The following is a 23,878-nucleotide window of genomic DNA, read 5'->3' on the forward strand; positions in this document are numbered from 1 at the left end:
TTTCTATACTGAGTTGGGGAATTCTAGTATATCAGACGAACATGTCTTTTTTGTTGCACTTCATTTTACAACGCGGGAAATTATCCTAGTTAGTTTTCCTGGTAGATTTCACTGTCCACGCCAGCATTGCCAAAGAAAAGAGCTCGTAGAGAACGAAAAACAAGATAAAGCAATGGAGGAAAAAGTCCTGTGGCAGAATGTAGATGACAGGGTCTTTTGCTGGGTCAAAGAGCCAGGTCGAATCGCCCGGAAAGAGAACCTTGTGGAAGAGGACGAAGAACGTATCAAATCCAATTAAGACACCGACCAGTCCGATAAGAACAGGCGCCAAGGCAACCCAAGTAAAAACCCGGTGATAGATCTGACCATAGCCCATGTTTAGAACCTGTTTAACAAAGGAAATAAAGACTGGCAGGCTAATCAGAAAGGCAAACTGGGCAAAATGAAAGAGATACTTAACATCCCTAAAATGCTTGAGACCAGCTCCCGATGAGCGGAAATTTGGCATGTCTAAAACACTTGCAAAAGGATTGGTCAGATAGTTCATCAGGATATTGAAATTGTAGGAAATATCTGCCGCTTTCATGTAGACAACATTTTCCAAGCCTAGGTAGGAAATTTCTATCGGATAAACTAGCCAAGCTAGGTAGATGGTTCCTAAAACTGCTGCCGACAAGACAAATAAAACCGTTCCGAAAATCTGAATTTTAGTTCTCATCAAAACTCCATTCATCTAAACTATCGAGGACATGGGTTGGAGCCAGGGGTAAGTCTGCTACTTCTTCTGGCTTGGTGAAACCAGTCAGGACCAAAAGAGTTGGAAATCCATTGTCAATCCCTGCCCGAATATCCGTCAGGTAGTTATCCCCCACCATAACCGTTTGGCTACGTTCTGTCCCTAAAATCTCTAGAGCCTTGTCCATGATAATAGCTTCAGGCTTGCCAATAAAGATCGGCTCAACACGGGTAGCAGCTTTCAAGAGTGCAATCAATGAACCAGCACCTGGCAAGTGACCACGCTCCGTCGGAATATTGAGGTCAGGATTGGTACCTATAAAGGTCGCTCCCTTTTGAATAGCCAAGGTAGCAATGGTAAGCTTTTCATAGGTCAACTGAGTGTCCAGTCCCACCACCACATAGGCAGGATTTTCCCTGTCTTCCACATAACCTGCCTCAAAAATGGCAGACTTGAGCCCGTCCTCACCGATGACATAAACCGTCATTTCCCGACCCAAATCATTCATATAATCCACGGTAGCCAGACTGGCCGTGTAAATGGTCTCAAGTGGCGTTTCAATATTAAAATTCTCCGCCAACATAGCTTGTACCGTTTCAGGACGACGGGTGGTATTGTTGGTCACAAAGAGATAGGGAATGTTGCGCTCCTGCAAACCATGAATAAACCGTTCCCCAGCAGGAATCCGCTTTTTCCCTTCATAGATCGTCCCATCTAAATCGATCAAATATCCTTGATAGGTCATACTTTCTCCTTAATCAAATCGTGTTTCCCAATGCTCAGACCGACTAGCTTCCAAACAAAGTGCTAACTGCTCAGGAGTATTTTTCCCAAGCGAGAGCGGCGGTAAGTCATCTAGACTGAAAAAGCCACTGGCAACTGTTTCCGAATTGGGCTGAAACTCCCCGCCAAGGAGACGACATAGAATGAAGACCTTGATCACACGGTGGGCAGACTTGGCAGGATTGTTCTTGTGCTTGTCCAAAATCGCAACGACTCGCAGAGCCTCCACATCCAGCCCTGCTTCTTCCTTGACCTCTTTCACCACATTATCCTTAACGGACTGGTCCACATCGCACCAACCACCTGGTAAGGACCAGAGCCCATCGTTTTCCTGAACCAGTAGGATTTTATCTTCTTGAAAAATAGCTGCGCGGGTATCCAACTTGGGTGTCTGATAGCCTGTTTCATTGCAAAACAAGTCTTTCACCACCTCCAAGGGCTGTCCAGATGGCTCTACCAACATTTCCGCCGCAATCTGTCTGATTTCCTCAAATCTTTCCATGTCATAAACATCTTTTCCATAGGCCAAGCCTGTCTGAGCCAAGGCTTGTAAACGTACGGCCCATTCCAACCACTTATCCTGCGACATGGCGTTCCCTCCATTCTATGACAGCTTGCGCATGGATATGTCCATCCACCACAATCTCATGCTGGCTGACACCAGCTTCTGCCACCATGCGTGAACTTACCAAGCTAGTCGCCTCTACTTCCTTAAGATACTTGAGTTGGATTTTTTTAGGGACATGGCAGAGCAGAAAATCATAGCCCAGTGCTTCATACATCCATTCCAGGTACTTGCCATTATTGACATGACCATTCATATCCAAATCAAAATAGCGAACAGGAAATTCTTGAACAGATGGATTTTCCAAGAGCTGATACTTGGGAGCCCGTGGTAATTTCTTGACCTGCTCAGACTGATACGGAGCAATCAAATCATCTGGCACAGGTGCCACCTTGCGAGTTTCAAAATCAATCAGGACAAAATAGCAGAGAATGTCCAGCAAGAGATTACCTGCTTCATCGTAGATATAAAACATCCGATGACAGAAAAACTTATTGTAGGCAACCGCTTCTGTTTTAATGACAATGGTTTCGTTGTACTTGGGCAGGCTTTGAATAGTTAGTTCATAATCAGTCACCACCCAAATCAAGCCAAATTCCTGAAAAACATAGAGGTCACTGCGACCCAGTTCTTCCGACTGCCGACCTGACACACCAAGACAGTAGGAAATAAAGTCAGGCAGTTTGATTTCTTGTTTAACATCCACCATATCAAAAGGAATGGTGAACTCTTCTTGGTAGCTTAGTCCCATTGTGTCCTCTTTCTAATCTTCTATAATGAAACGCTCAGCAACTGTATCGCCTAAAAACAATCCTTTTTTCGTCATCCGAAGCCAACGGTCTTCTTCTTGCAAGAGTCCTTCATTTTTCAAGTCTCTGACCACCTGACCGTAGCGATCTTCAAAGGAGATACCAAACTTTTCTTCGAATCGCTCAATAGACACGCCAGTTTTTTTCCGTAACCCTAAAAACATCTCTTCTTCCATTTGCTCGGTCTTGCTGAGAAACTCTTCGTGCAGGCGGGAATGGCCTTTTTCGCGGATGGACTTGAGGTAGTGCTGAATGGGGCCGCGGTTGCGATAGCGCATGCCGTCGATGTAGCCTGAGGCCCCTGCACCCAAGCCGTAATACTCGGAATTGTCCCAGTACATGAGGTTGTGGCGACTTTCAAAGCCGGGCTTGGTGAAGTTGGAAATCTCATAATGCTCGAAGCCGTTTTTCTCCAACTCTTGAAGAATGTAGTCGAACATATCGGACTCTACATCTTCGTTGGGCAGATGCAGGTTGCCACGGCGTTGACGGTTCATGAAGACCGTATGATTTTCCAAAATCAAGCTATAGAGGCTCATGTGGGGAATGTCCATCTCCAAGGCCTTGGCGACATTGTCCACCACCTGCTCCATGGTCTGACCAGGCAGGGCATAAATCAGGTCAATGGAAATGTTGTAAAAACCCGCTTCCTTGAGGGCTGCAATGGTTTCATAAATCTGGGCCTGGTTGTGGCTACGACCGATTTTTTTCAACATCCGATCGTCAAAGGTCTGGACACCTAGCGACACCCGATTACACTTGGATTTTTTTAGCACTGCAATCTTGTCCGCCGTCAAGTCACCTGGATTGGCCTCGATAGTGAATTCTTCCAGCTGTGACAAGTCCAGCAAGTCCTCCAGATTGGTCAGGAGGTAGTCCAACTGGTCTGCCGAGAGAGCCGACGGTGTTCCGCCTCCGATATAAAGTGTGCGGAGTGCTGGTAGGTCGTAAAACTTGACCTCTTCCATAAGGGCAGCCAAATACTCGTCAACTGGCTGATTCTTAATAAAGACCTTGGAAAAGTCACAGTAGTAACAAATCTGAGTGCAAAATGGAATGTGGATATAGGCAGATGTCGGTCGTTTTTTCATACCAACTATTATAGCATACTGTCAGTGAAATTATTTTCTAGATACTTTACCCTCCCCCTCAAATAATGATATAATGAAATAAAAAGGAGGCCTTCTATGAGAAAAGAAGCTATCTATGACTGTATTAACCTGATCCTGTCATTTCTGCTCTGTCGCTGGCTCTTTATGACCTTTCTTTTTCACCAATTTTCAAACATTTTCATGACGGTTGATTTTTGGCCAGCATTTGCAGCAGTCTTACTGATGACCGGATTTTGCTTTACCCTATTTCGACTTGTCTATAAGCCCCATATTTCGCGACTGACACTTTGGTTTTTCTACGCTTGCTACGGGCTTCTGCTAGTCTTTCTTCTCTTTTTCAAAAGCATGGGCGTCAGAGGTGTCAACTGGGATCTCCTTAGCACCTTCTCTCAAGACCTATTTCTCAATCCTGCTATATTGGTCTTTAATCTCTTACTCTTTTTACCACTTGGGTTGCTTTTTTCATTTTCTTGGAAAAAACTTTCTCTCTTTGTAGGTGCCATATTGCTAGTTGAAGCCTGTCAATTCTTCTTTTCACTAGGCTTCTTTGACCTTGGCGACATCTTGCTTAACACTTCTGGCTTCGCCCTTGGAAACTTCTTGGGACAATCCGCAATGGCTCAAGCTTTCAAAAATAGAATACAGAAAAAATGACCCCGAAAGGTCATTTTTAGTTTATCTAGCTTACTTAGCTTCCAAATGCCAGATATCTTCATTGTACTGTTGGATAGTACGGTCTGATGAGAAGAAACCAGCCTTGGCAATGTTAACGATGACTTTGTCCAACCAGCTGTCACGGTCTTCGTAATCTGCCAACATTCTTTCCTTAGTTTCAATGTAGTCTTCTAAGTCTAGCAAGGTCATGAAGTGGTCATTATGCTTGAGGTTGTCCTGCAAGCGCCAGAGGCGTTCATCAATACCACCCGCATGACGAATGGTATCAGATGTAATGAAATCGATCAATGGACGGATAGCATTTCGTTCGTAGAATGCATATGGATGATAGGTTCCATTTGCATAGTGGTCAATAACAGTTTGGCTATCTTGACCGAAGATGTAGATATTTTCATCGCCGACCAATTCATGAATTTCCACGTTGGCACCGTCATCTGTACCGATAGTCAAGGCACCGTTGAGCATGAATTTCATGTTACCAGTACCAGATGCTTCTTTAGATGCAAGAGAAATCTGCTCTGAAATATCTGCCGCTGGAATGATGAAGCTGGCTTCCGTTACGTTGTAGTTTTCAATCATGACCAACTGCAAGTGTGGTGCCACTTCTGGGTCATTTTTGATAACCTGTGACAAGACCAAAATCAAGTGGATAATATCTTGAGCCGTTGTGTAAGCTGGTGCAGCTTTTCCTCCGAAGAAGACTGTCAATGGACGAGTTGGGATATTGCCAGCCTTGATATCCAAATACTTGTGGATAACATAGAGAACATTCATCTGTTGACGCTTGTACTCGTGCATACGCTTGATTTGCACGTCAAAGATAGACTCTGGATTGACCTCCACACCTTGCGTCTTAGCAATATGACGTTGCAACTTACGCTTGTTGTGCTGCTTGGTTTTTTCTAACCAAGATTTTAATTCCTTGTCATTCTTATATTCTAAGAGTTTTTCCAACTCGCTAGCATCATGGTGGTAGCCATGTCCAAGTAGTCCATCAAGATAGCTAGCCAATCTTGGGTTAGCATGCATGAGCCAACGGCGGAAGGTGATACCGTTAGTCTTGTTGTTAAATTTCTCTGGGTAAAGCTCGTAGAAGGCTTTTAACTCAGAAGTCTTCAAAATCTCAGTATGAAGGGCTGCTACACCGTTGATAGAGTAGCCGTAGTGAATATCCATGTGGGCCATGTGGACACGACCATGCTCATCGATGATATTAACCGCTGGATCATTTTTCACTTCTTTTGCACGGCGGTCCAACTCCTCGATAAATGGCACCAAGTGAGGCACCACACGGTTCAAGAAATCCAGTGGCCATTTTTCAAGGGCTTCAGACAAGATTGTATGGTTGGTATAGGCAGTCATTTTCTTGACAATTTCAATTGCCTCATCAAAGGAAATGCCACGGAGTTCCAAAAGACGAATCAATTCTGGAATGACAAGGGATGGGTGGGTATCATTGATTTGAACTACAGCGTAATCCGGCAAGTCATGAAGATTTGAACCTTTAGCAACAGCCTCATCAATCAAGAGCTGGGCAGCATTGGACACCATAAAATACTGCTGGAAGATACGCAGCACCTTGCCCTCATCTGTCGAATCATCTGGATAGAGGAAGAGGGTCAGATTGCGGAAAATGTCTTCCTTGTCAAACTCGATACCGTCATAGATGATATTGTCATCTACAGAACCAAGGTCAAACAGACGCAAACGATTCTTACGCTCTGTCTTATAGCCAGGAACATCAATATCATACAACTTAGATGTCAAGGTAAAGTTGGCGAATGGCACTTGGTAAGAAATTGGGGATTCTGTCAACCAAGAACGTGGCGTAATCCACTCATTTGGCACCGCAGACTGCTGGTGGTACTCAAACAGTTGACGGAAAAGTCCAAAGTGGTAGTTAAGACCGACACCATCTCCATTGAGACCAAGACTGGCAATGGAATCAAGGAAGCAGGCAGCCAAGCGACCCAAGCCACCATTACCAAGAGATGGCTCCATCTCCACATCTTCAATGGCGATTAAGTCCTTCCCTGCCGCTGCAAGCTGGCTCTTCACCTCATCATAAACACCCAAGTTAATCAAGTTGTTAGACAAGAGTTTACCAATCAAGAACTCCGCAGAAATGTAGTAGACTTTTTTCTTCTGCTCATTGGTATATTTAGCCTCGCTCTGTTGCTTTGTAAATGCGAGCAAAGCATAGTAAAGTTCATGGTCAGAACAGTCTTCAATCCGCTTAGCGTACATGGACTGGACAAAATTTTGTAAATTAATCATTCCTAATCTCCTAAATGAAACTAATATATGTAAGTGTTCATGATTATTTCGTTACTATATGTAACCGTTTTCTATTATACACTAAAAAACAAAAAAAGACAAGCTAAGTTCCATACAAATAGAACTTAGTTCGTCTTTCAAACGGTTACAGATTAACCTGATAACTTCTCTGTCTACTGATTTAGGCTGTCGGACGATTGTCCTTAAACTTAACAACCACGCGTAGTTGACGGTCAGGATGTTCCGTCAAATCAATCATTTGAACGCGAGCTTCCAAAATATCCCCGTGTCCATAAAAAAGCATCCGGCTGATTAAACTGTTCTTGTATTTTGGAATGTAGCCCAATTTCTTCCCCCGATAAAGAATAAGCACCGCTTCTGAATCATAAGGATTAGTTGGTTCAGCCAGTAAATCTAGAGAAGTTCCCAATTTTAACTCTTCGACAACATCTAATCCGTCATAATAAGCAAATCCTGCCAAGTGAAAATCTTCTACATTTCGAGTTGGTTCAAAGTGTGCAAATGTCATACATTCCTCCTTATCACAAGTTACTCCTTAGTCCGGCCTATTCCGCAATCAAGGTTTCCAGACCAACCTTCATCATGTCTGTGAAGGTATTTTGGCGTTCTTCTGCCGTTGTATCCTCATCTGAATTGACCAAGCTATCAGAAATGGTCATGATAGCCAGCGTTTCTACACCAAATTTAGCTCCCAAGTAGTAAAGAGCTGCCGCTTCCATTTCAACCGCCTTGACACCGATTTGCCCCAGTTCCAAGTTACGACTGAAGAGTTTTGGAGAATAGAAACTGTCTGATGAAAGGACATTTCCCACGTGAGTGGTCAAGCCAAAGTCTTTAGCAATGTGGTAGGCCTTGTCCAAAAGGTTGAAGCTTGCAATTTGTGGCAAATCGTACTCTGGCCAGTCAATATTGATCATACGAGAGTTGGTTGCAGCTGCTTGCGCCAAGACCAATTCACGAACATGAACATCAGCACTCAGTGAGCCCGCGGTTCCAACGCGGATTAATTTTTTCACACCGTATTCGTTGATGAGCTCGTGGGCGTAGATGGAAATGGATGGCATCCCCATACCAGTTCCCATGACAGAAACACGGTGGCCCTTATAAGTACCTGTGTAGCCGAACATATTGCGGACCTCGTTGAAGCACACAGCGTCTTCAAGGAAGTTTTCAGCAATAAATTTAGCACGGAGCGGATCTCCCGGAAGGAGAATTTTATCAGCAATATCGCCAGGTTTGGCAGAGATATGAATTGACATAGATATTCCTCATTTTCTATTAAATGTAAAAAGATAGTGATGTGAAAGATAGGCGGTCCCAACTGCAAGGAGCAAGGGCAGATAGGCTGGCAAAGGTTGACCAGTGAAAGAAATGACCAAGGCTGTCGCTATCAAGGGTGCCTTCATAGTCATGGCTAGGAAAATAGCAGAGCCTAAAACCATAGCAGCATCCATAGATAGACTAGGCCAAATGACCTTTAAAGCCGTCGCGAGAACATATCCTAGGGAAGCTCCGATGGCAACTGACGGTGTCAACGTTCCTCCATAGGCTCCGGCTCGCAAAACCAGTAATACAAGAGCAGCTTTCAATAGCAACAGGATGACCACCTTTTGAAAATCCATTCCGAGGAAAAGACTCTCAATAAAAGCACTGCCATTTCCCAAGAGTTCCGGAAAGATTGTTGCAGAGATGGCAAGTAGGGAAAAAGCCAGCGGTAACTGCCAAAGCAGTCTATTATCCTTTGCTTTACTAGCCTGGGCCTTGGCGGTCAAACCTCGAAAGAGACCGGCCAGGGGCGCTATGACTAAAGCCAAGCAGACAGCCAAGACTAGATTGCCCCAACTCAGCTCCATGACTGAAATCTGATAAAGTGGTGCGCTGGAAATGGAAAGCCCCGCCACTCCTGCTGCCAGTCCCATAGACAAACTAGCTAGGAGGAAATTTTTTATGGAAAGGCCAATCCCCATAGTCTCAAAGGCAAAGAAGACGCTAGCCACCGGCACCTGGTAAACGGCTGACAAGCCGGCGGCGGCTCCACAAGCAATCATCAAGTGACGGTCAGACAAGGAAAAGTGCTCACGGTCAGATAAGCGACCTGCCAACAGGGCCCCAAGCTCCCGAGGTGCCGCCTCCTTGCCAATGGGCGAGCCAGCCGCCACCGAGATGATTTGTCACGCAATGTGAATCAGATGAGACAGCATACCTGGGCGTTCCTTCACATTCTTGACTGCAAGCTGGGCCTTAATGGTATAAATTCTATGGTTCTGGTTCTGAAGCAGATACCAGACGAGACCAGATAGCAAATCAGTCGCAGTCACTAGGATAACGATTTTCTGCGACGATAGATGAGAGAAATAAGCAGGCGTAAAAGGCTTTTCCCTACCGTAAAGAAGTTCTCCAACCAAGTCTTGCAAGTGATGGAGCAAGATTCCTCCCACTCCAGTCAGCAAACTGACGAGGCAAATGGCCGTTACCAATTTGAACCAGTAGCTAGCTGACCTCATGGTTTCTTACTCCATTGGCAATAAGACATTTTCTGTACTCAATCCTCCCTGAATGACATAAATTGGCAAAGCTCTACTTCCTGAAAGCCACACCTAGAAATAAGACTCCTAGTACAAGATAAATGGCATAAGAACCCGCCTTACCTTGGATTAACTGGTAGATAGAGCCTAAGACTAGATTGGAGCCTGCTCTGAAAAAATAACTGTTTTTATTTTTTGTGAAGAATTAGTTAAGAATAACTACTATTGCTTCACCAGTTCAAACTGAGACGGTTCATGTATTTCTACAAACCACCCTTCAGGAATATTTATTGTACCTGTTTCATCAACTTTTAGTAAAATCGATTGACCATTTGTATAATCATCGTATCCCGTTGTTTCATCTCTTTTGAACCCTTCATAAACATTCAACTGACTTGGAAAATTACCAACATTTTTCACTTGATAATCTCCTGAAGGGAGGTAAAATACCACAAGTTCTTCCGGCATATCTGTTCCTTCATTCATGACAATTTTCTTACCATATTGCCCAATATCACCAGCAGTTAATATAATTGATTCGACACTTGCACTTTCAGTAGTATTCTCAGCAATATTGGACGATTCCACCGCATCCGTCGTAGATGAACTTGAAGTAGTCGTTTGAGTAGAAACTTCTGCATTTTTTTGTTCTTCATTTTTAGGCATGAAAAGACCAATAGTAAAGAGAACAATTAAAGCTATAAACCAGTTTTTCTTGTAAAAAGGTTTCTTTACTGTATCTTTTGTTTTTACTTTCATAAGACTAATCTCCTATTAATTCCTACAACTCAGCCAAAATCGCCTTAATCAAGCCCTTGAAATTTTCTTTGATTTGTTCAGTCACTTCTACCACTTCTTCGTGGTTGAGTTCGGATTGGAAACCAGCTGCAAAGTTAGTGATAGCTGAAATTCCCAAGACATTCATGCCTGAGTGAGCTGCAACGATGACTTCTGGAACAGTTGACATACCAACTGCATGGGCACCCATGGTCTTGAAGGCCAAGATTTCAGCTGGTGTTTCGTAAGTAGGACCTGTCACACCGAGGTAGACACCATTGTCCAACTTGATGCCCAATTTTTCCGCAACTGCATGTGCTTTTTCTCGGTATGCTTTGGTATAGGCATTGGACATATCTGGGAAACGTGGACCAAATTCTTCCAAGTTTTCACCAATCAATGGGTTTTGACCAGTCATGTTGATGTGGTCTGTAATGGCCATAAGGGTACCTGGACCGTAGCCGATACCTCCTGCGGCATTGGTAACAATCACACCTTCACAACCAAGAGCTTTCATAACACGGACTGGGAAGGTCACAACTTCCATTGGATTGCCTTCGTAGAAATGGAAACGACCTTGCAACGCCAAAACCTTGCGACCTGCCAAATCTCCATAAACCAACTTACCAGCGTGGCCTACAACTGTTGACTTGCCCCAATTTGGAATGTCAGCATAGTCGATAACAATAGCATTTTCTACTTCTTCCGCTAATTCGCCCAAACCTGAGCCCAAAATCAAGCCGAATTCTGGCTTAATCAAGCCTTTTTCTTCTAAAAAAGCCTTTGTTTCATTGATTTTTTCTAATAGTGTCATAATTTCTCCTTTTACAAATATCTTGACCAGTCGTATTCTGGCATTTTTTCTACGATTACGTCCAGCGGTCTGCAGAGAAAAGCGGTACTTTCTCGCTCGACAATGGGTCTGTTGACAAGACTGGGTTCAGCTACCATGAGTTCCAGAATTTCTGGCTCGGATTTTCCTTCAAAATCGTCCTGTGCCAGGCGGATAAGCTGGGAAGGCTGGGCATCCATTTTAGCCAAAATTCTTTCCAAATCTGCCTTGGACAGGGGATTTTCCAGATAATTAACCCAGGTCACTTCCAGATCTTGATGAGCGAGAAGGACCCGCAATTTCTTGCACTTGCTACAATCGGGATTGTAATAAACGGTTACTTTTTCCATTAGACTAATTTATCCAAGAATGACTCACCAATCATGGCTTTGTCCACACCAAAGTTTTCAGCAATGGTCGCCGAAATATCCGCAAAATGTCCCTGTGGAATCAAGCCGTTGCCAGTAAAGGAGGGACTGTAAGCCAAGAGCGGAATGTACTCACGAGTATGGTCCGTACCGACATAGGTCGGGTCATTCCCATGGTCAGCTGTGATGAGGAGCAGGTCGTCCTCACGCATGGCAGCCATAATCTCTGGCAAGCGAGCATCAAACTCATGCAAGCAATCACGGTAGCCCTTGGCATCACGGCGGTGACCAAAGTTGGCATCAAAATCCACCAGATTGGTGAAGGAGAATCCTGTCTCAAACTCAGACAGACCCATGGTTGTCAAGAGGGTATCAACACCGTGGTTGTTATTTTTGTTGTGGCCCATGTCGTTGGTAATGCCTGAGGCGTTGAAAATATCGCTAATTTTACCAACAGAGTAGGTCGAGATACCAGCATCTGCCAGTTTATTGAGAACAGTTGGCTCAAATGGAGAAACGGCATAGTCGTGGCGGTTGGCCGTGCGGGTAAAGTTACCAGGCTCACCAACATAAGGACGGGCAATGATACGACCCAGAAGGACTGGACGTTCTAAGGTAATAGAACGCGCGTACTCACAGATACGATAGAGCTCCTCAAGCGGAATAATGTCCTCATGAGCTGCAATCTGAAGAACAGGGTCTGCGGAGGTGTAAATGATGAGCTCCCCAGTTTCCATTTGACGAGGACCAAAATCATCAATCACAGCCGTTCCAGAGTAAGGTTTATTGGCCTCGCGGATGACCTTACGACCTGAAAATTCTTCTATTTTGGTCAAAATTTCCTCAGGGAAACCATTCCAGAAGGTATCGAAAGGTTCGGTAATGTTGAGGCCCATGATTTCCCAGTGACCCGTCATGGTATCCTTACCAAGTGATACTTCTTCCAATTTTGTCGCATAACCTGTCGGATTTTCCTCGGCAGGAACTGTTTTCAGAGGTGTTTCACGAGGGATATTGCCGAGACCCAGTTTAGCCATATTTGGCACATCCAAGCCGACTGTTTTTGAAATGTGTCCCAAGGTGTCTGAGGCACCGTCTGGAACGCCTGCATTGGTAAAGTTGTTGGCATCTGGCGCCGCACCGATTCCCACAGAATCCAGGACAATCAGATGAATACGTTTAAATTTAGGCATATTGCTCTCCTTTTTTTTAAAATAAACGTTCGTCTTTTAATTATAACATAAAAAAGCTCTCATTTTATAAAAAAATGAGAAGCGTTTTCAACTATTCTTTAGTAAGGATTTTAGGACCTTCTGCTGTTCCCACGATGACTCTTGAAATCAAGTTAATGAAGAGACCGTGCTCTACTACTCCAACTGTGTGGTCCAGTTCATTGGCCAAAGCAAGCGTATCCAAAATTCGTTGCAAATCCAGATCAATGATAAAATTCTGCATATCGGTCACCAATTTCTGGCCGTCCTTCATACGGAAACTTGGACGATAGCCCTTCTTCTCAAACAGTCGGAAAAGATTTTCAGAACCGTATTGAACCACTTCAACCGGCAGTTTGAAGGCTCCGAGTGTTTCCACTAGCTTGCTTTCATCGACAATCCAGATAGAGTCCTTGGAATAGCTGGCAACGACCTTTTCCATGAGCAGGGCTGCACCGCCACCCTTGATGCCGTTAAAAGCTCCGTCTACTTCATCTGCTCCGTCCACCGTCAAGTCAACATAATCCACCTCATCAATATTCTTCAGAGGAATTCCCAGTGAAGCAGCGTGTTTCGCTGTGGCATGCGAAGTCGTCACACCGATGATGTCCAGGCCTTCTTCCTGTACCCGGCGACCGATTTCCTGGACGAAATAATAGGCAGTCGATCCTGTTCCCAGGCCCACAATCATCCCGTCCGTGACAAATTCAGCTGCCTTAATCCCAACTTGTTCTTTCAAATTTGACATAGTTTACTCCTTTGCTTTCTTAACTAGCCCTGTTGATAAACCATGGTCTGCGCAAGTGCTTGACCGTCACCACCCAGCAACTCAACAAGTTTATAGGCAAATGGCAGACTGGTTCCGGCACCTCGACTGGTCACGATATTGCCATCGACAACCACCTCATCCGTCTGGTGAATACCTGAGGCAATCTGCTCTTCCATGCCTGGATAGCAGGTAAAATGACGGTCCTTGAGAAGCTCTGCTCTCTCTAAAACAATGGGTGCAGCACAGATTGCTGCCACAAATTTACCAGCCGCAGCTTGAGTTTTCAATTCCTCAATCAAACCAGATTTGTCACGTAGATTGGTCGCCCCTGGCATACCGCCTGGCAGGACAATCAAATCATAGGCTGACAAATCGCCATCAAAGACAGAATCAGTCTGAACAGGAATCCCATGAGAACCTGTCACCGTCTGGCTGGTCAAGCCAACCATCTGGCAATCCATATTGGCCCGACGAAGGACATCAACCGGTGTCAGGGCTTCGATTTCTTCAAAACCTTCTGCAAATAAAACCGCTACTTTTTTCATTTTTCCCTTCTTTCTACACGCTTTATCGTGATTTTCTTATAGGATGATGCTTGGCGAGTCTGAGCCTCGTCAAACAAGGTAAATTGGTAACTCATGGACAATATCAGGCCAATGCCAATCAAGTTGGAAACCATAGAAGACCCACCCTGAGATATGAAAGGCAAGGGAATCCCGGTCAGAGGCAAGATACCTGTTGCTGCACCGATATTTTCAAAGACGTGAAAGAGCAACATGACAATGAAACCTGTCGAAATATAGGTGTAAAAACGATTGTTGGACTCGACAGTTATTTTCAACATGCGATAGATCAAGAGCAGATAGAGCGCAATGACCACCGAGGCTCCGATAAATCCAAAATCTTCTGCAATAACTGTGAAAATCATGTCACTTTCGCGAACAGGAATCAGCAGATTGGTTTTATTGATCCCGATACCCGTCAGACCGCCACTGCCAATCGCAATCAAGCTTTGGGCTTGCTGATAGGTCGTTGATTGGGCATTTTCAAAGGGATCTAGCCAGCCCAAAATTCGGTTGATTTGATAGGTGTCCATCCCCAGATTATGAAGGAAGGATCGCCCACCAGGACTGATGAATATCATCAGAAAAACTCCGACCAAGACGACAGCTGTCAAGACAGCTGGTAATAAAATTTTCCAGGAAATTCCCGACAGGAGCAACATGCCACCGTATATGGCCACGAAAACCAAGGAAGTCCCCAAATCTCGCTGTAGATAAAGCAAGCCAAGGACTGGCAAGGTCAAGAGGGTCAGAAAGGCAATCAGACGAAAATCTTCCTTTAACTGCCGCACTGGATTCCGCTGTTGAAAGTTGACAATCAATCTGGCTGACATGACAATGTAGGAAATCTTCATGAATTCCGACGGTTGAAACAGTGTCATATCACTGACCGTTACCCAGTTTTTAGCCCCTGTAGAGGCAACCAGCTCTGGACTAAAATAATAGAGAGGCAAAATCATCAATCCCAGTCCCAACATGTAAAGAAGCGGAGCCATTTTCCATAAAAACTTATTGGAAAAGAACATAACTAGGAAGGCTAAACCGATACCTAAGGCAATCCACAGCAGCTGCTGGCCGACTATCCGCACCAGTTTTTCCGGAAAATCAATGCTAACGGCGATATAGAGGGATAAGATACCTATCAACAATAGTAAAAATACAGGTAATATCAGACCGTAATCAATCCGATTATCTAAATCAATCTTTCGAGTGCTCATGTCTCCTGCTTTCTAAATCTAATCTTCTACTATTATAGCAGAAAATAACGCACCGTATTTTATCAAACCCAAGATTCCTATCAAAAATCGCAGATGCGGCTGGCTAACTACAGTCTAGAGCAATCAAAATGGCAATCACGCGCACAAAAAAGCCCTCTCCGAAACTCGGAAAAGGCTTAAAATCAATGTTTCTCTTAGTTCGCAGCGTTTGCGTCTTTGAGACCGTATTTTTTGTTGAACTTGTCCACGCGGCCGTCTGCTTGAGTGAATTTTTGACGTCCAGTATAGAATGGGTGTGAATCTGATGAAATTTCCACACGAATCAATGGGTAAGTTTCACCTTCAAACTCAACAGTTTCATTAGAGTTCTTAGTAGAACCGCTAAGGAACTTGTAACCAGTAGTTGTGTCCATGAAGACAACAGTGCGATATTCTGGATGGATATCTTTTTTCATTATAAAAATTCCTTTCTGCCATGGTCTCTTTCCGAGCCATAGATTATAACCATTTAAGTTTACCAAAAGTTAGGCAGACTTGCAAGTCTTTTCCCCTATTTTCTCAACATTTTACAAAGCAGAGGCTCCGGAGGCCACATCCGAAGTCACACGCGCCCCAAAACCGCCTCTTGAAGGGCTGGCCAAACCGTCTGACAAATGCTGTTTCCTAGCCACAACCCTGTCCACCAATCCCGGCGTCACAAAAACCTTGCCATCCAGGCCAATCAGCACAGCCTCAATACCCTCCGTCTGGCAAACCGTCCTATAAATCTCAGCCATGGACTGACCAAAGAGACGTGTGGTCCAAATCTCGCCATCGACCGACCGCTTGGAGACAATGGAAATACTGGCCAGTTCAGAGGCAATGGGATAGCCTGTCTGCGGACTGAGGATATGGTGATAGGTCTTGCCTTCAACCGTTAGGCTCCTTTCGTAAATGCCAGAGGTGACCACCGATTCTTGAATGATTTGCAGAACCAAGATGTTCTGCCCTCGTTCTTTTCCAGGATCCTGAATACCGATTAGCCAGTTACCATCAGGATTATGAGGTGCCTGTCCAAATGTCTTTACATTGCCACCCAGGTTAATCAAGCCAGCAGTCACACCCATTCGCTCTAAAAATTCGACGATGCGGTCTGCCACATAGCCCTTGGCTAAGGCTCCCAGGTCAATGGCCATGCCCTCTTTTTTCAGATAGACCAGCATGTCCTCATCGTCCAATTCAATATCAGCTGGGTCAATGATAGCCAGCTTTTCATCAATTTCTTCCTGACTAGGCAGCTTGGCATCGGAAAAACCAATCCGCCAGGTCTGGACCAGCGGACCAATGGTGATATTGAGAAAACTCTTGTCAGCCAGGCTGTGTTCCTTGCCCAGCTTGATCAGTTCGTACAAATCCTCTGCAACAGGAACCGCCTGTACACCTGCATTGAGATTGACTTCCATGAGTTCCGAAGTCAGGTCATTGGCTGAAAAACGGTCCTTGTACAGAATAAGGAGGTTTTCCACCTGGTCTAAAATTGGCTCAGGATTCTCATGCCAAATCTTGGTTTCAATGACCGTCCCCATGAGACGGACGCTTCTGCTACTTGCTTGCATCTCGGACAACCTGCTGGATTTCTTGATAAATGGCTTCATTTTCGGCTAGGGAATAGGAATTAGCACCGCTGGCTAATGGATGCCCCCCGCCGTCATGCCGCTGGGCAATAGCCGAAATAGGAATATACTTGCTGCGGAGACGGACACGGTAGTTACCATCTGCTTGTTCCACAAAAATCCCCCAGGACTGGACATCACCAATACGACCCGGAGCGCCAACGATAAAGGAGGTTTCCGCATCTGTCACGCCGTATTTTTCAAGAGTAGCGCGGGTCAAGGTCACCCGAGCAGCACCATGTTCATCCACCTCTAAATTGTCATAGACATAGCCTGTCAGCTTGGCAATATTGTAGTCAATGGTGTCCATTTGGCGGCTCATCCTGGTAAAATCAAAGTCCTCCTGACGCAGGCGGGCCACAATTTCAAAGGTGCGAGCAGTCGTCGCAGGGTAAAGGAAACGACCCGTATCTCCGACAATCCCTGCGTAAAGCAGGCGGGCGATTTCCCCGTCTAGTTTGAGGTTGTTGCCCAGAGCAAACTCCGTAATCATTTCGCTACAAGAGCTGGCAGCTGTGTTGACCCAGAGCAGGTCACCGTAAGGCTCTTCGTTTGGATGGTGGTCGATTTTGATGAGAAAATCCCCAGTGGTATATCGATTGTCATCCACTCGCGGCGTATTGGCCGTGTCTGTTACGATGACCAAGGCTCCGTGATACTCCTCATCTGCGACTGAGTCCATGCTAGCCAGCCAAGCCAGGGTTGGTTCATCCACACCTGTCGCCTTGACGTTTTTTTCAGGAAAATTGGCCTGCAATAATTTCTTCAAACCCACCTGACTACCAATGGCATCTGGGTCTGGCCGCTGGTGACGGTGAATGATAATAGTGTCGTACTTCTTAATGGTTTCTAAAATATCTGTAGTAATAGTCATAGCAACTCCTTTCCCAATATTTTAGCACAATCTCCCCCTTTTGAAAAATAAGGGAGTGTGGTATAATGGGATTACTATGTAACTTGGAGGAAATTATGGCACTAGCAAAAATTGTTTACGCTAGTATGACTGGTAACACAGAAGAAATTGCGGATATCGTAGCTAGCAAACTAGAGGAATTAGGTTTGGAGGTACAGGTTCATGAATGTACCACAATTGAGACGGAAGAAATCCTAGATGCTGACTTGATTGTCGTTGCGACCTATACTTATTCTTATGGTGGCGACGGTGAATTGCCAGATGAAATCATTGATTTCTACGCTGACCTAGCTGACCTGGACTTGACTGGTAAGGTCTACGGTGTCTGTGGTTCTGGCGATACCTTCTATGATGATTTCTGTAGTGCGGTAGATGATTTCGACACTATGTTGGGGTCACGTGGCGCGGTCAAAGGTGCTGAAAATGTCAAGGTAGACCTGGCTGCTGAAGACGAAGACATCGTTAACTTGGAAAAATTTGCCAGCGATTTAGCTGCAAAATTAGATTAAGATGCAGAACAAAATAACCAGTAACAGGTGTTACTGGTTCAGAACGTAGACAAACTAAACTCTGGATAAATAAACTGAATAGCTCTGCTAAGAAAAAATAAAAATTAAGTTTATTTCGCGAGCGGAGTGAGCCTTAAGTCGGGACTTTCTGCTGTGATGAAAACGCTAGAAACGTTGTCGTTTCTAGCGTTCGGAGTCATTGAGACCTTAGGCTCAATGACTAGGTATGGAATTCCGAAGGAAGTCGCTACCGTCCAACATCACCTCAGGAAAGTCCGAAAAGAGACTTTGTCTACAAACTCAACCAGTAACAGGTGTTACTGGTTTTCTTAAAGGAGAATGGGATGCTATTAGAAGACATTCGAAAAGACATTAACGACTTGGACTGCCAACTTGTCAGCTTACTGGAACAACGCATGGAATTGGTCGATCAGGTCACAGCCTACAAACGTGCGACTGGAAAGCCAGTCCTGGATGCCAGCCGCGAACAAGCTGTTCTAGATAGAGTCGGTAGCCTGGTGGAAAATCCAGCTTACCGCTCTGCCATTGTCGCCACCTTCAGTGACATTATGGCCCAGTCCAGGATCTACCAGGCGGAAAAATTGGCTGACTATGAATAACAAAATTTCACGCACTGGACAGCTCAGTCTCTTTTCCCTTATCATTGGTCTCGCCGCAGGAGTGATTGAAACAATTTTTGGCAGAGTCTTGTTGGCTATAGGCACTATCCGTACCAATTACTTCTCCTACCTCATTCCCTTACTCAGTCTTGCCGGACTTCTCATCATCTTTGTCTATCAAAAATGGGGGAAATCCGTCCAAGCTGGGATGAATTTGGTGTTTCAGTCAGGACAAGGACAAGACACCACTATTTCCCCTATTCTAATCCCACTGATTACCACAACCACTTGGCTGGGACATCTGGTTGGCGCATCAGTAGGACGCGAGGGGGTCGCTGTTCAATTGGGTGCCAGCATATCGCACTGGCTGGGTAAGCTCTGGAAAAGCGCACTTCCTAAAGACACTATGACGCAAATTGGGATGGCTGCTGGCTTTGCTGGGCTCTTTCAAACGCCTTTGGCTGCTAGTTTATTTGCTGTCGAGGTCTTGGTGGTCGGGAGCATTTCTTGGGTTGCCCTGCCTTACTGTCTCCTTGCTGCTATCATCGCCTCTTCTACCTCACATTGGCTAGGCTTGGAAAAATTCAGCCATTCCCTGTCAGCTTTTCCCTTCCAATTTGAAGATCTATTCAAGTGGATGTTAGTGGCCATCTGTCTCGGACTGATCGGTAACTGCTTCGCTTGGATCCTCACACATGCCAAAGCAGAAATATCTACTTTTCTTCCCAATCCTTACTGGAGAATGCTTGCACTGGGCTTGTTACTCTCGCTCTTTCTCTATTTAGCACACCTCGGTCGCTATTCTGGTTTGGGGACTAATTTAATTGAGGCTAGTCTATCTGGAAATACAATTTTTGCTTATGACTGGCTACTCAAGTTGGTCTTTACCTGCTTGTGCTTAATTGCAGGTTTCCAAGGCGGTGAAGTCACCCCACTCTTTGCCATCGGTGCAAGTGCAGGACTTGTTTTGGCACAGTGGCTTGGTCTCCCACCAGAATTGGTTGCTGCACTAGGTTATTGTGCTGTATTTGGCACTGCGACCAATACACTCATTGCTCCTATTTTGATTAGCTACGAGGTGTTCGGTTCTGCCATTCTTCCATTTGCCCTACCTGTGCTCGGAGTCGCTTATTTCCTCAACCGTAAACAAACCATCTACGGGCAACAAATTCATTGAATAAATAGAAAAGTCTGATTAGTAGGCTTTTTTCTTTCTCAAAAATTCAAAAAGAAACGCTGATGTTACAACGTTTCTCAAGTCATATCTATCTCCCCTGCAGGCAAATTCAGGTTAAATTGAGTTAAAATTAATATTAAAAATTGGATATTATCAAGATATTATCATTTACTGAGTATATGTAAAAAATAAAAGGTTGAACAAATGGTTGAACGGATTTATTTTTTCATCGTCTATTAGCAACAAACCGAACTAAGTCTGTGATTTTTTGTTATTAATATTATCTACTGAACTTTTACTGAAGACAAATAGAGATTCACTACACGTCAATAGACGGTAGAAACCTTGATTTTAAGCGATTTTTGAAAGATGAACTTTCATTACATTGCAGTACAAATCAGTCGAATCACTACCTTTTTTGAAATAAGTTTTTGATTCGGATAAGTAATAAAACCCACTGGCTAATTAAGTCAGTGGGTTTTTGAATTAAGGAGAGTCTTGCTCCAAGCTATTTTAGGAGATGAGTATTAATTTTATTTTTTCAATTTAAAACATCGAACTGCTGATAAGAGTCCTAGACCTAACACCATAAAGGATAAACCAGTGCTATCACCTGTCTGTGGTAAGGGTTTAGAAGCTATCGCAGAAGTTTGTTCTGTCTTCTCTGCCCTAACATCTAGCCGACTTCTAGTTTGTAAAATGTGACCACCAGGGATCGGTGACTGATGTTTCGTTTCATTTCTTGGGGGATTCACTTGCTCAACCGGAACTGATTCATGCATTTTATTCTTTACTTCTTCTATCAATGAGTTTAGTTTCGTTTCTACTGATTGGTCCCCATTTGAAACTTCTCGTATTGGATTTCCATCCTTACTTTGTTCCTCTTTTTCTACAGGTGATCTTGATGCACCGTCTGTAGAATGTTCTTCTTCCAAACTATCCTCGTTCCCCTTGTCCTCTAACTCAGCAAGGTCTTTTATTAAAGTAACCTGATCAATCTGAACACGAACTTGGTCCTCACCACCTTGTCCTAGGACCTCAATACCAATTTCACGTGTATTTCCACGTTCTGCAATGTCTGACAAATCAAATTGCAAATTCGTCCACTGATCGCTTACGGAGGCAATTTCATTATTTATCCATTGCCAACTATCACCAACTTTAATATAGAGTTTAGCTTGAACTGGGCTACTTGATTTTAGTTTGACCACATACCAATTATAGTTGGATAGGTCTTGATTGGCTTGGAGATTGATTTCTGTTTTCTGATCTTTTTCACCAGAAATAGTGGCAAAAAGCTGTCCATCTACTGTCTTCAAATCAGGACCGTTCCATTTCCCAACTTCCTCATCAAAATGATAGATCGTCGGTTGATAAGTTGCTACTTCTGGCTCATATTTGTCCACGATTGCAGGTAAATCTTCTCTCGTGACTGCTTGAATATCATCGATGTAAAGAGTACCAGTCCCTTTTTCGCCTCCCAAATAAAAAGCAAATTGACTTACTTGGCCTAATCCAACTTGATCAATGCGTGCACTTTGATTGCCTTCCCAAGCAGCTGGTAGAAATTCAGCAAGTGGCATGCTAACTAGACCTTCGAATGCTTCAGTCAAAGCGATATTTTTCTCATAGCTGACATTGCCAATGCGTATTTGGACAGTCAAGTGTTGAGGATAACCACTGTGTTTGAGCCAGAAACTTAGGGCATTGGCTCCTTGCCAATTTTTCTCAAAGGAAATTTGACGTCCAGCATAACCCTTATCTCCAACTTCATAGTCATAGACCATGCCATATTTGCCTTCTTGCTTTTGGTTTTCAGATAAGCTAATTTGAATCTTATCCCCGTTCGATGAGTAAGCTTGGTGCAGTAAACTATTGTCTCCAAAATATTGCTCAAAAGTATCAACTATAAGGGGGGATTCTGTGTTCTGCGTGAAACGAGTATATAGTTTTACTTGCTCCTGCTTGGTTTCCTGTCCCTTACTGGTGTATAGGATGGTTGCAATCAAGACTTGATTGTCTAACTCAACCGGAAGTGTAATAGTTGCTGTAAAATACTGACCTTCCTTGGAAAGCTGATAAATTTGGTCGCCAATTGTCACAGATACGGCATCATCCTCCTGACTTGGCTTGACAACAATAGTGACCTCTTGCTGACCAATAATATCCCCATTTGCTGGACGGATCAGATAGGCTGAATTAGTTACGGGACTTGTTTGGAAATTCTTACCCTTTCCATAAATTTGGCCCACTTCCTTGGCAAATACAGTATTGGCATACTGATAAAATCTTTCAAAGTCTGGCAATAATTCATGGTCTCCACCAAGGCTACCATTGACATCACGATAAGGAACGTAGAGGTTATTAGGCAGACCAAAATTTGCCCAAGTCAGCATGTAGGCAATTTTAGAGGCCTTTTGGTCAGATTGAATGGTGTTAAAGATGCGGCTATACCAATCTAAGGTATTGCCGGTTTTATTGAGACCTTGGGCGCTATAGCCAAATTCTGTCAAGGCTGCTACTTTCCCTTTTTGTTCTGCTAAGTCCACTATCATGGAGAGGTCTTTCACCAAGCCTGAAAGGAATTGTTCTGACCCTGCATTGTCTTTTGAATCATAGGAATCTATTCCTAAAATGTCCACATAAGCATCACCAGGATAGGTCTCTAAATAACGTTCTTGGTCCCCAGGTGTAGCTGTATTTGGCGAATATACATAGAGGATATTATGAATATTTTTCTGGTCACGAAGATACTCAACAGTGTAGCGATAAAGAGCCTTGTATTGGTCGGGTTTGGTTGTGCTGGCACCCCACCAGAACCAAGAACCATTCTGCTCGTGGAAGGGACGAAAAATAAGTGGAGTATCCTTACCTTCATCATCCTTTAATCCCTCAGCCAGACTGGCAATTCGATCCAACCATTGATTAAACTCTGTGTTTTTCGTACCACCTGGTAGAATTTCAGACACGACATTGCCAGAGCTATCATTGAAATTTCCACCCGTCACAAAATTATAGGGGTGCATACTGAGAACGACTGCCCCTCCTAGTTTGTGAGCAGTTTTCATGGATTCGATGACATTGTTCAAGCTTTGTTCAGGATCCCCTGCCACGCCAGGCTTTTCATGACCGTCTAGAGATAGCGTATCCCAACCAAAAATTGCAGGATAATCCCCAACAGCATTTTTTACCTCAGATTCAGTCGAGCCTGCTCGACTGCCTTCACTGGTCAAGCTCACTCCTTCATCAAGGGCATGCTGTTGTCCAAACAAGATGTCTGGACTGGCCGCCTTTTCCTTGAGATAGTCCAGTAATTCCTTGGTCTCCTGACTGGCCTTCTCATCAACCATATTGAGAACCACACTATCTCTTGTACTTTCAGTCTCCACCCCTTCAGTAGCTACAACCTCCTCTGTTGTCTCTGACTGAATCTCTGTTACAACTCCTGTTTCTTCACTACTAGGCTCATCAGTCTTTACTTCAACAATTTGTGGAGCAGATGTAGCTTGTGTTTCCGTATTTTCATCTGAGACTTTGATTTCAGAGTTTTCATCGGGAACCGCTTTCATTTCTGTGTCGACAGAAAGTTCCCCTACTGGTGAAGGAATAACTTCTGTTGAAAGAATAGGGTCCGAACTTGTTTCTTCCGCCATAACAGCATGCCCTCCCAACATACAACTAGCCACCAAAACACCTGCTAAAACACTTGATTTCGTCAGTCTGTTTCCCATTTTAGACTCCTTTTTATCTATTTTTTCCAAAAATTG

25 protein-coding genes are annotated in these 23,878 nt (G+C 44.2%); 4 read left to right on the top strand and 21 right to left on the bottom strand.

What is annotated here, in order from left to right; genetic code table 11:
• Positions 1 to 85: 85 nt before the first annotated feature.
• The 5 genes from ACHBIE_RS03880 to hemW are packed head-to-tail and all read right to left on the bottom strand — an operon-like array spanning position 86 to position 3,984.
• Complete coding sequence (locus tag ACHBIE_RS03880) at positions 86 to 718, bottom strand: TIGR01906 family membrane protein (protein WP_394732757.1); 633 nt, start codon at positions 716 to 718, stop codon at positions 86 to 88.
• Positions 708 to 1,481 carry a TIGR01457 family HAD-type hydrolase gene (locus ACHBIE_RS03885; protein WP_394732758.1) on the bottom strand — a complete coding sequence of 258 codons (774 nt, stop codon included), beginning with the start codon at positions 1,479 to 1,481 and terminating at the stop codon, positions 708 to 710. Before ACHBIE_RS03885 ends, ACHBIE_RS03880 begins: the two co-directional genes overlap by 11 nt.
• 9 nt (positions 1,482 to 1,490) lie before the next feature.
• Complete coding sequence (locus ACHBIE_RS03890; protein WP_394732759.1) at positions 1,491 to 2,108, bottom strand: NUDIX hydrolase N-terminal domain-containing protein; 618 nt, start codon at positions 2,106 to 2,108, stop codon at positions 1,491 to 1,493.
• Positions 2,095 to 2,835, bottom strand: a complete 741-nt coding sequence (locus ACHBIE_RS03895; RefSeq protein WP_394732760.1) for an acyl-ACP thioesterase domain-containing protein — start codon at positions 2,833 to 2,835, stop codon at positions 2,095 to 2,097. The genes ACHBIE_RS03890 and ACHBIE_RS03895 overlap by 14 nt, the downstream gene beginning before the upstream one ends.
• 12 nt (positions 2,836 to 2,847) lie before the next feature.
• Positions 2,848 to 3,984 (bottom strand): radical SAM family heme chaperone HemW, encoded by a 1,137-nt coding sequence (gene hemW, locus ACHBIE_RS03900; protein WP_105122523.1) that lies wholly within the window; start codon positions 3,982 to 3,984, stop codon positions 2,848 to 2,850.
• A gap of 96 nt (positions 3,985 to 4,080) precedes the next feature.
• On the opposite strand from hemW, the gene ACHBIE_RS03905 reads away from it, so the two are divergent.
• Positions 4,081 to 4,659 (top strand): VanZ family protein, encoded by a 579-nt coding sequence (locus tag ACHBIE_RS03905; protein WP_105122524.1) that lies wholly within the window; start codon positions 4,081 to 4,083, stop codon positions 4,657 to 4,659.
• A gap of 30 nt (positions 4,660 to 4,689) precedes the next feature.
• Here ACHBIE_RS03905 and ACHBIE_RS03910 read toward each other — a convergent pair whose 3' ends face one another.
• The 15 genes from ACHBIE_RS03910 to ACHBIE_RS03980 form a co-directional block, all read right to left on the bottom strand.
• Positions 4,690 to 6,957: a glycogen/starch/alpha-glucan phosphorylase gene (locus ACHBIE_RS03910; RefSeq protein ID WP_105122525.1), complete on the bottom strand. Its 2,268-nt coding sequence runs from the start codon at positions 6,955 to 6,957 to the stop codon at positions 4,690 to 4,692.
• Between the two features lie 181 nt (positions 6,958 to 7,138).
• Positions 7,139 to 7,486 carry an HIRAN domain-containing protein gene (locus tag ACHBIE_RS03915; protein ID WP_105122526.1) on the bottom strand — a complete coding sequence of 116 codons (348 nt, stop codon included), beginning with the start codon at positions 7,484 to 7,486 and terminating at the stop codon, positions 7,139 to 7,141.
• A gap of 37 nt (positions 7,487 to 7,523) precedes the next feature.
• The gene (gene deoD, locus ACHBIE_RS03920; RefSeq protein WP_105160564.1) at positions 7,524 to 8,237 is read right to left on the bottom strand and encodes a purine-nucleoside phosphorylase; all 714 of its coding nucleotides are present in this window, start codon (positions 8,235 to 8,237) and stop codon (positions 7,524 to 7,526) included.
• Positions 8,238 to 8,246: 9 nt separating this feature from the next.
• Entirely contained in the window at positions 8,247 to 9,137 is an 891-nt protein-coding gene (locus tag ACHBIE_RS03925; RefSeq protein ID WP_394732139.1) for a chloride channel protein, read from the bottom strand.
• A gap of 12 nt (positions 9,138 to 9,149) precedes the next feature.
• Positions 9,150 to 9,482: a hypothetical protein gene (locus tag ACHBIE_RS03930; RefSeq protein WP_394732140.1), complete on the bottom strand. Its 333-nt coding sequence runs from the start codon at positions 9,480 to 9,482 to the stop codon at positions 9,150 to 9,152.
• Between the two features lie 243 nt (positions 9,483 to 9,725).
• Positions 9,726 to 10,262 carry a hypothetical protein gene (locus tag ACHBIE_RS03935; protein WP_394732141.1) on the bottom strand — a complete coding sequence of 179 codons (537 nt, stop codon included), beginning with the start codon at positions 10,260 to 10,262 and terminating at the stop codon, positions 9,726 to 9,728.
• A 22-nt stretch (positions 10,263 to 10,284) separates the two neighbouring features.
• Positions 10,285 to 11,094, bottom strand: coding sequence for a purine-nucleoside phosphorylase (locus ACHBIE_RS03940; RefSeq protein ID WP_172008847.1), 810 nt, complete (start codon positions 11,092 to 11,094; stop codon positions 10,285 to 10,287).
• A gap of 11 nt (positions 11,095 to 11,105) precedes the next feature.
• Positions 11,106 to 11,462 carry an ArsC/Spx/MgsR family protein gene (locus ACHBIE_RS03945; protein WP_172008848.1) on the bottom strand — a complete coding sequence of 119 codons (357 nt, stop codon included), beginning with the start codon at positions 11,460 to 11,462 and terminating at the stop codon, positions 11,106 to 11,108.
• A complete protein-coding gene (locus tag ACHBIE_RS03950) occupies positions 11,462 to 12,673 on the bottom strand; it encodes a phosphopentomutase (protein ID WP_394732142.1) in 1,212 nt (403 codons plus the stop codon). The genes ACHBIE_RS03945 and ACHBIE_RS03950 overlap by 1 nt, the downstream gene beginning before the upstream one ends.
• A 91-nt stretch (positions 12,674 to 12,764) precedes the next feature.
• Complete coding sequence (gene rpiA, locus ACHBIE_RS03955; protein ID WP_105122532.1) at positions 12,765 to 13,439, bottom strand: ribose-5-phosphate isomerase RpiA; 675 nt, start codon at positions 13,437 to 13,439, stop codon at positions 12,765 to 12,767.
• Between the two features lie 23 nt (positions 13,440 to 13,462).
• Positions 13,463 to 14,005, bottom strand: a complete 543-nt coding sequence (locus ACHBIE_RS03960; RefSeq protein ID WP_125266049.1) for a DJ-1 family glyoxalase III — start codon at positions 14,003 to 14,005, stop codon at positions 13,463 to 13,465.
• Positions 14,002 to 15,240 carry an FtsW/RodA/SpoVE family cell cycle protein gene (locus ACHBIE_RS03965; RefSeq protein WP_394732143.1) on the bottom strand — a complete coding sequence of 413 codons (1,239 nt, stop codon included), beginning with the start codon at positions 15,238 to 15,240 and terminating at the stop codon, positions 14,002 to 14,004. The genes ACHBIE_RS03960 and ACHBIE_RS03965 overlap by 4 nt, the downstream gene beginning before the upstream one ends.
• Positions 15,241 to 15,434: 194 nt before the next feature.
• The gene (locus ACHBIE_RS03970) at positions 15,435 to 15,695 is read right to left on the bottom strand and encodes a type B 50S ribosomal protein L31 (RefSeq protein WP_105110411.1); all 261 of its coding nucleotides are present in this window, start codon (positions 15,693 to 15,695) and stop codon (positions 15,435 to 15,437) included.
• Positions 15,696 to 15,806: 111 nt separating this feature from the next.
• Positions 15,807 to 16,835, bottom strand: coding sequence for an FAD:protein FMN transferase (locus ACHBIE_RS03975; protein WP_394732144.1), 1,029 nt, complete (start codon positions 16,833 to 16,835; stop codon positions 15,807 to 15,809).
• A complete protein-coding gene (locus tag ACHBIE_RS03980; protein WP_394732761.1) occupies positions 16,822 to 17,766 on the bottom strand; it encodes a bifunctional oligoribonuclease/PAP phosphatase NrnA in 945 nt (314 codons plus the stop codon). The genes ACHBIE_RS03975 and ACHBIE_RS03980 overlap by 14 nt, the downstream gene beginning before the upstream one ends.
• A 95-nt stretch (positions 17,767 to 17,861) precedes the next feature.
• On the opposite strand from ACHBIE_RS03980, the gene ACHBIE_RS03985 reads away from it, so the two are divergent.
• From ACHBIE_RS03985 to ACHBIE_RS03995, 3 genes are all read left to right on the top strand, one after another.
• Complete coding sequence (locus tag ACHBIE_RS03985; RefSeq protein WP_105110414.1) at positions 17,862 to 18,314, top strand: flavodoxin; 453 nt, start codon at positions 17,862 to 17,864, stop codon at positions 18,312 to 18,314.
• Positions 18,315 to 18,658: 344 nt separating this feature from the next.
• The gene (locus ACHBIE_RS03990; protein ID WP_105122537.1) at positions 18,659 to 18,934 is read left to right on the top strand and encodes a chorismate mutase; all 276 of its coding nucleotides are present in this window, start codon (positions 18,659 to 18,661) and stop codon (positions 18,932 to 18,934) included.
• Positions 18,927 to 20,111: a chloride channel protein gene (locus ACHBIE_RS03995; protein ID WP_394732762.1), complete on the top strand. Its 1,185-nt coding sequence runs from the start codon at positions 18,927 to 18,929 to the stop codon at positions 20,109 to 20,111. Before ACHBIE_RS03990 ends, ACHBIE_RS03995 begins: the two co-directional genes overlap by 8 nt.
• Positions 20,112 to 20,644: 533 nt before the next feature.
• Here ACHBIE_RS03995 and ACHBIE_RS04000 read toward each other — a convergent pair.
• Positions 20,645 to 23,842: a glycoside hydrolase family 26 protein gene (locus ACHBIE_RS04000; RefSeq protein WP_394732763.1), complete on the bottom strand. Its 3,198-nt coding sequence runs from the start codon at positions 23,840 to 23,842 to the stop codon at positions 20,645 to 20,647.
• Positions 23,843 to 23,878: the final 36 nt, after the last annotated feature.

It is taken from the genome of Streptococcus sp. A23, assembly GCF_043674155.1.
GTDB classification, from domain to species: domain Bacteria; phylum Bacillota; class Bacilli; order Lactobacillales; family Streptococcaceae; genus Streptococcus; species Streptococcus suis_V.

Excerpts from the sequence above, each read along its gene's own strand:
- ACHBIE_RS03945 (WP_172008848.1), bottom strand. The coding sequence starts at position 11,462 with ATGGAAAAAGTAACCGTTTATTACAATCCCGATTGTAGCAAGTGCAAG.
- ACHBIE_RS04000 (WP_394732763.1), bottom strand. The coding sequence starts at position 23,842 with ATGGGAAACAGACTGACGAAATCAAGTGTTTTAGCAGGTGTTTTGGTG.
- ACHBIE_RS03980 (WP_394732761.1), bottom strand. The coding sequence starts at position 17,766 with ATGACTATTACTACAGATATTTTAGAAACCATTAAGAAGTACGACACT.
- ACHBIE_RS03985 (WP_105110414.1), top strand. The coding sequence starts at position 17,862 with ATGGCACTAGCAAAAATTGTTTACGCTAGTATGACTGGTAACACAGAA.
- deoD (WP_105160564.1), bottom strand. The coding sequence starts at position 8,237 with ATGTCAATTCATATCTCTGCCAAACCTGGCGATATTGCTGATAAAATT.
- ACHBIE_RS03960 (WP_125266049.1), bottom strand. The coding sequence starts at position 14,005 with ATGAAAAAAGTAGCGGTTTTATTTGCAGAAGGTTTTGAAGAAATCGAA.
- ACHBIE_RS03975 (WP_394732144.1), bottom strand. The coding sequence starts at position 16,835 with ATGCAAGCAAGTAGCAGAAGCGTCCGTCTCATGGGGACGGTCATTGAA.
- ACHBIE_RS03995 (WP_394732762.1), top strand. The coding sequence starts at position 18,927 with ATGAATAACAAAATTTCACGCACTGGACAGCTCAGTCTCTTTTCCCTT.
- ACHBIE_RS03890 (WP_394732759.1), bottom strand. The coding sequence starts at position 2,108 with ATGTCGCAGGATAAGTGGTTGGAATGGGCCGTACGTTTACAAGCCTTG.
- ACHBIE_RS03910 (WP_105122525.1), bottom strand. The coding sequence starts at position 6,957 with ATGATTAATTTACAAAATTTTGTCCAGTCCATGTACGCTAAGCGGATT.
- ACHBIE_RS03905 (WP_105122524.1), top strand. The coding sequence starts at position 4,081 with ATGAGAAAAGAAGCTATCTATGACTGTATTAACCTGATCCTGTCATTT.
- ACHBIE_RS03970 (WP_105110411.1), bottom strand. The coding sequence starts at position 15,695 with ATGAAAAAAGATATCCATCCAGAATATCGCACTGTTGTCTTCATGGAC.
- ACHBIE_RS03885 (WP_394732758.1), bottom strand. The coding sequence starts at position 1,481 with ATGACCTATCAAGGATATTTGATCGATTTAGATGGGACGATCTATGAA.
- ACHBIE_RS03950 (WP_394732142.1), bottom strand. The coding sequence starts at position 12,673 with ATGCCTAAATTTAAACGTATTCATCTGATTGTCCTGGATTCTGTGGGA.
- ACHBIE_RS03990 (WP_105122537.1), top strand. The coding sequence starts at position 18,659 with ATGCTATTAGAAGACATTCGAAAAGACATTAACGACTTGGACTGCCAA.
- rpiA (WP_105122532.1), bottom strand. The coding sequence starts at position 13,439 with ATGTCAAATTTGAAAGAACAAGTTGGGATTAAGGCAGCTGAATTTGTC.
- ACHBIE_RS03880 (WP_394732757.1), bottom strand. The coding sequence starts at position 718 with ATGAGAACTAAAATTCAGATTTTCGGAACGGTTTTATTTGTCTTGTCG.
- ACHBIE_RS03940 (WP_172008847.1), bottom strand. The coding sequence starts at position 11,094 with ATGACACTATTAGAAAAAATCAATGAAACAAAGGCTTTTTTAGAAGAA.
- ACHBIE_RS03965 (WP_394732143.1), bottom strand. The coding sequence starts at position 15,240 with ATGAGCACTCGAAAGATTGATTTAGATAATCGGATTGATTACGGTCTG.
- ACHBIE_RS03895 (WP_394732760.1), bottom strand. The coding sequence starts at position 2,835 with ATGGGACTAAGCTACCAAGAAGAGTTCACCATTCCTTTTGATATGGTG.
- ACHBIE_RS03915 (WP_105122526.1), bottom strand. The coding sequence starts at position 7,486 with ATGACATTTGCACACTTTGAACCAACTCGAAATGTAGAAGATTTTCAC.
- ACHBIE_RS03930 (WP_394732140.1), bottom strand. The coding sequence starts at position 9,482 with ATGAGGTCAGCTAGCTACTGGTTCAAATTGGTAACGGCCATTTGCCTC.
- ACHBIE_RS03935 (WP_394732141.1), bottom strand. The coding sequence starts at position 10,262 with ATGAAAGTAAAAACAAAAGATACAGTAAAGAAACCTTTTTACAAGAAA.
- hemW (WP_105122523.1), bottom strand. The coding sequence starts at position 3,984 with ATGAAAAAACGACCGACATCTGCCTATATCCACATTCCATTTTGCACT.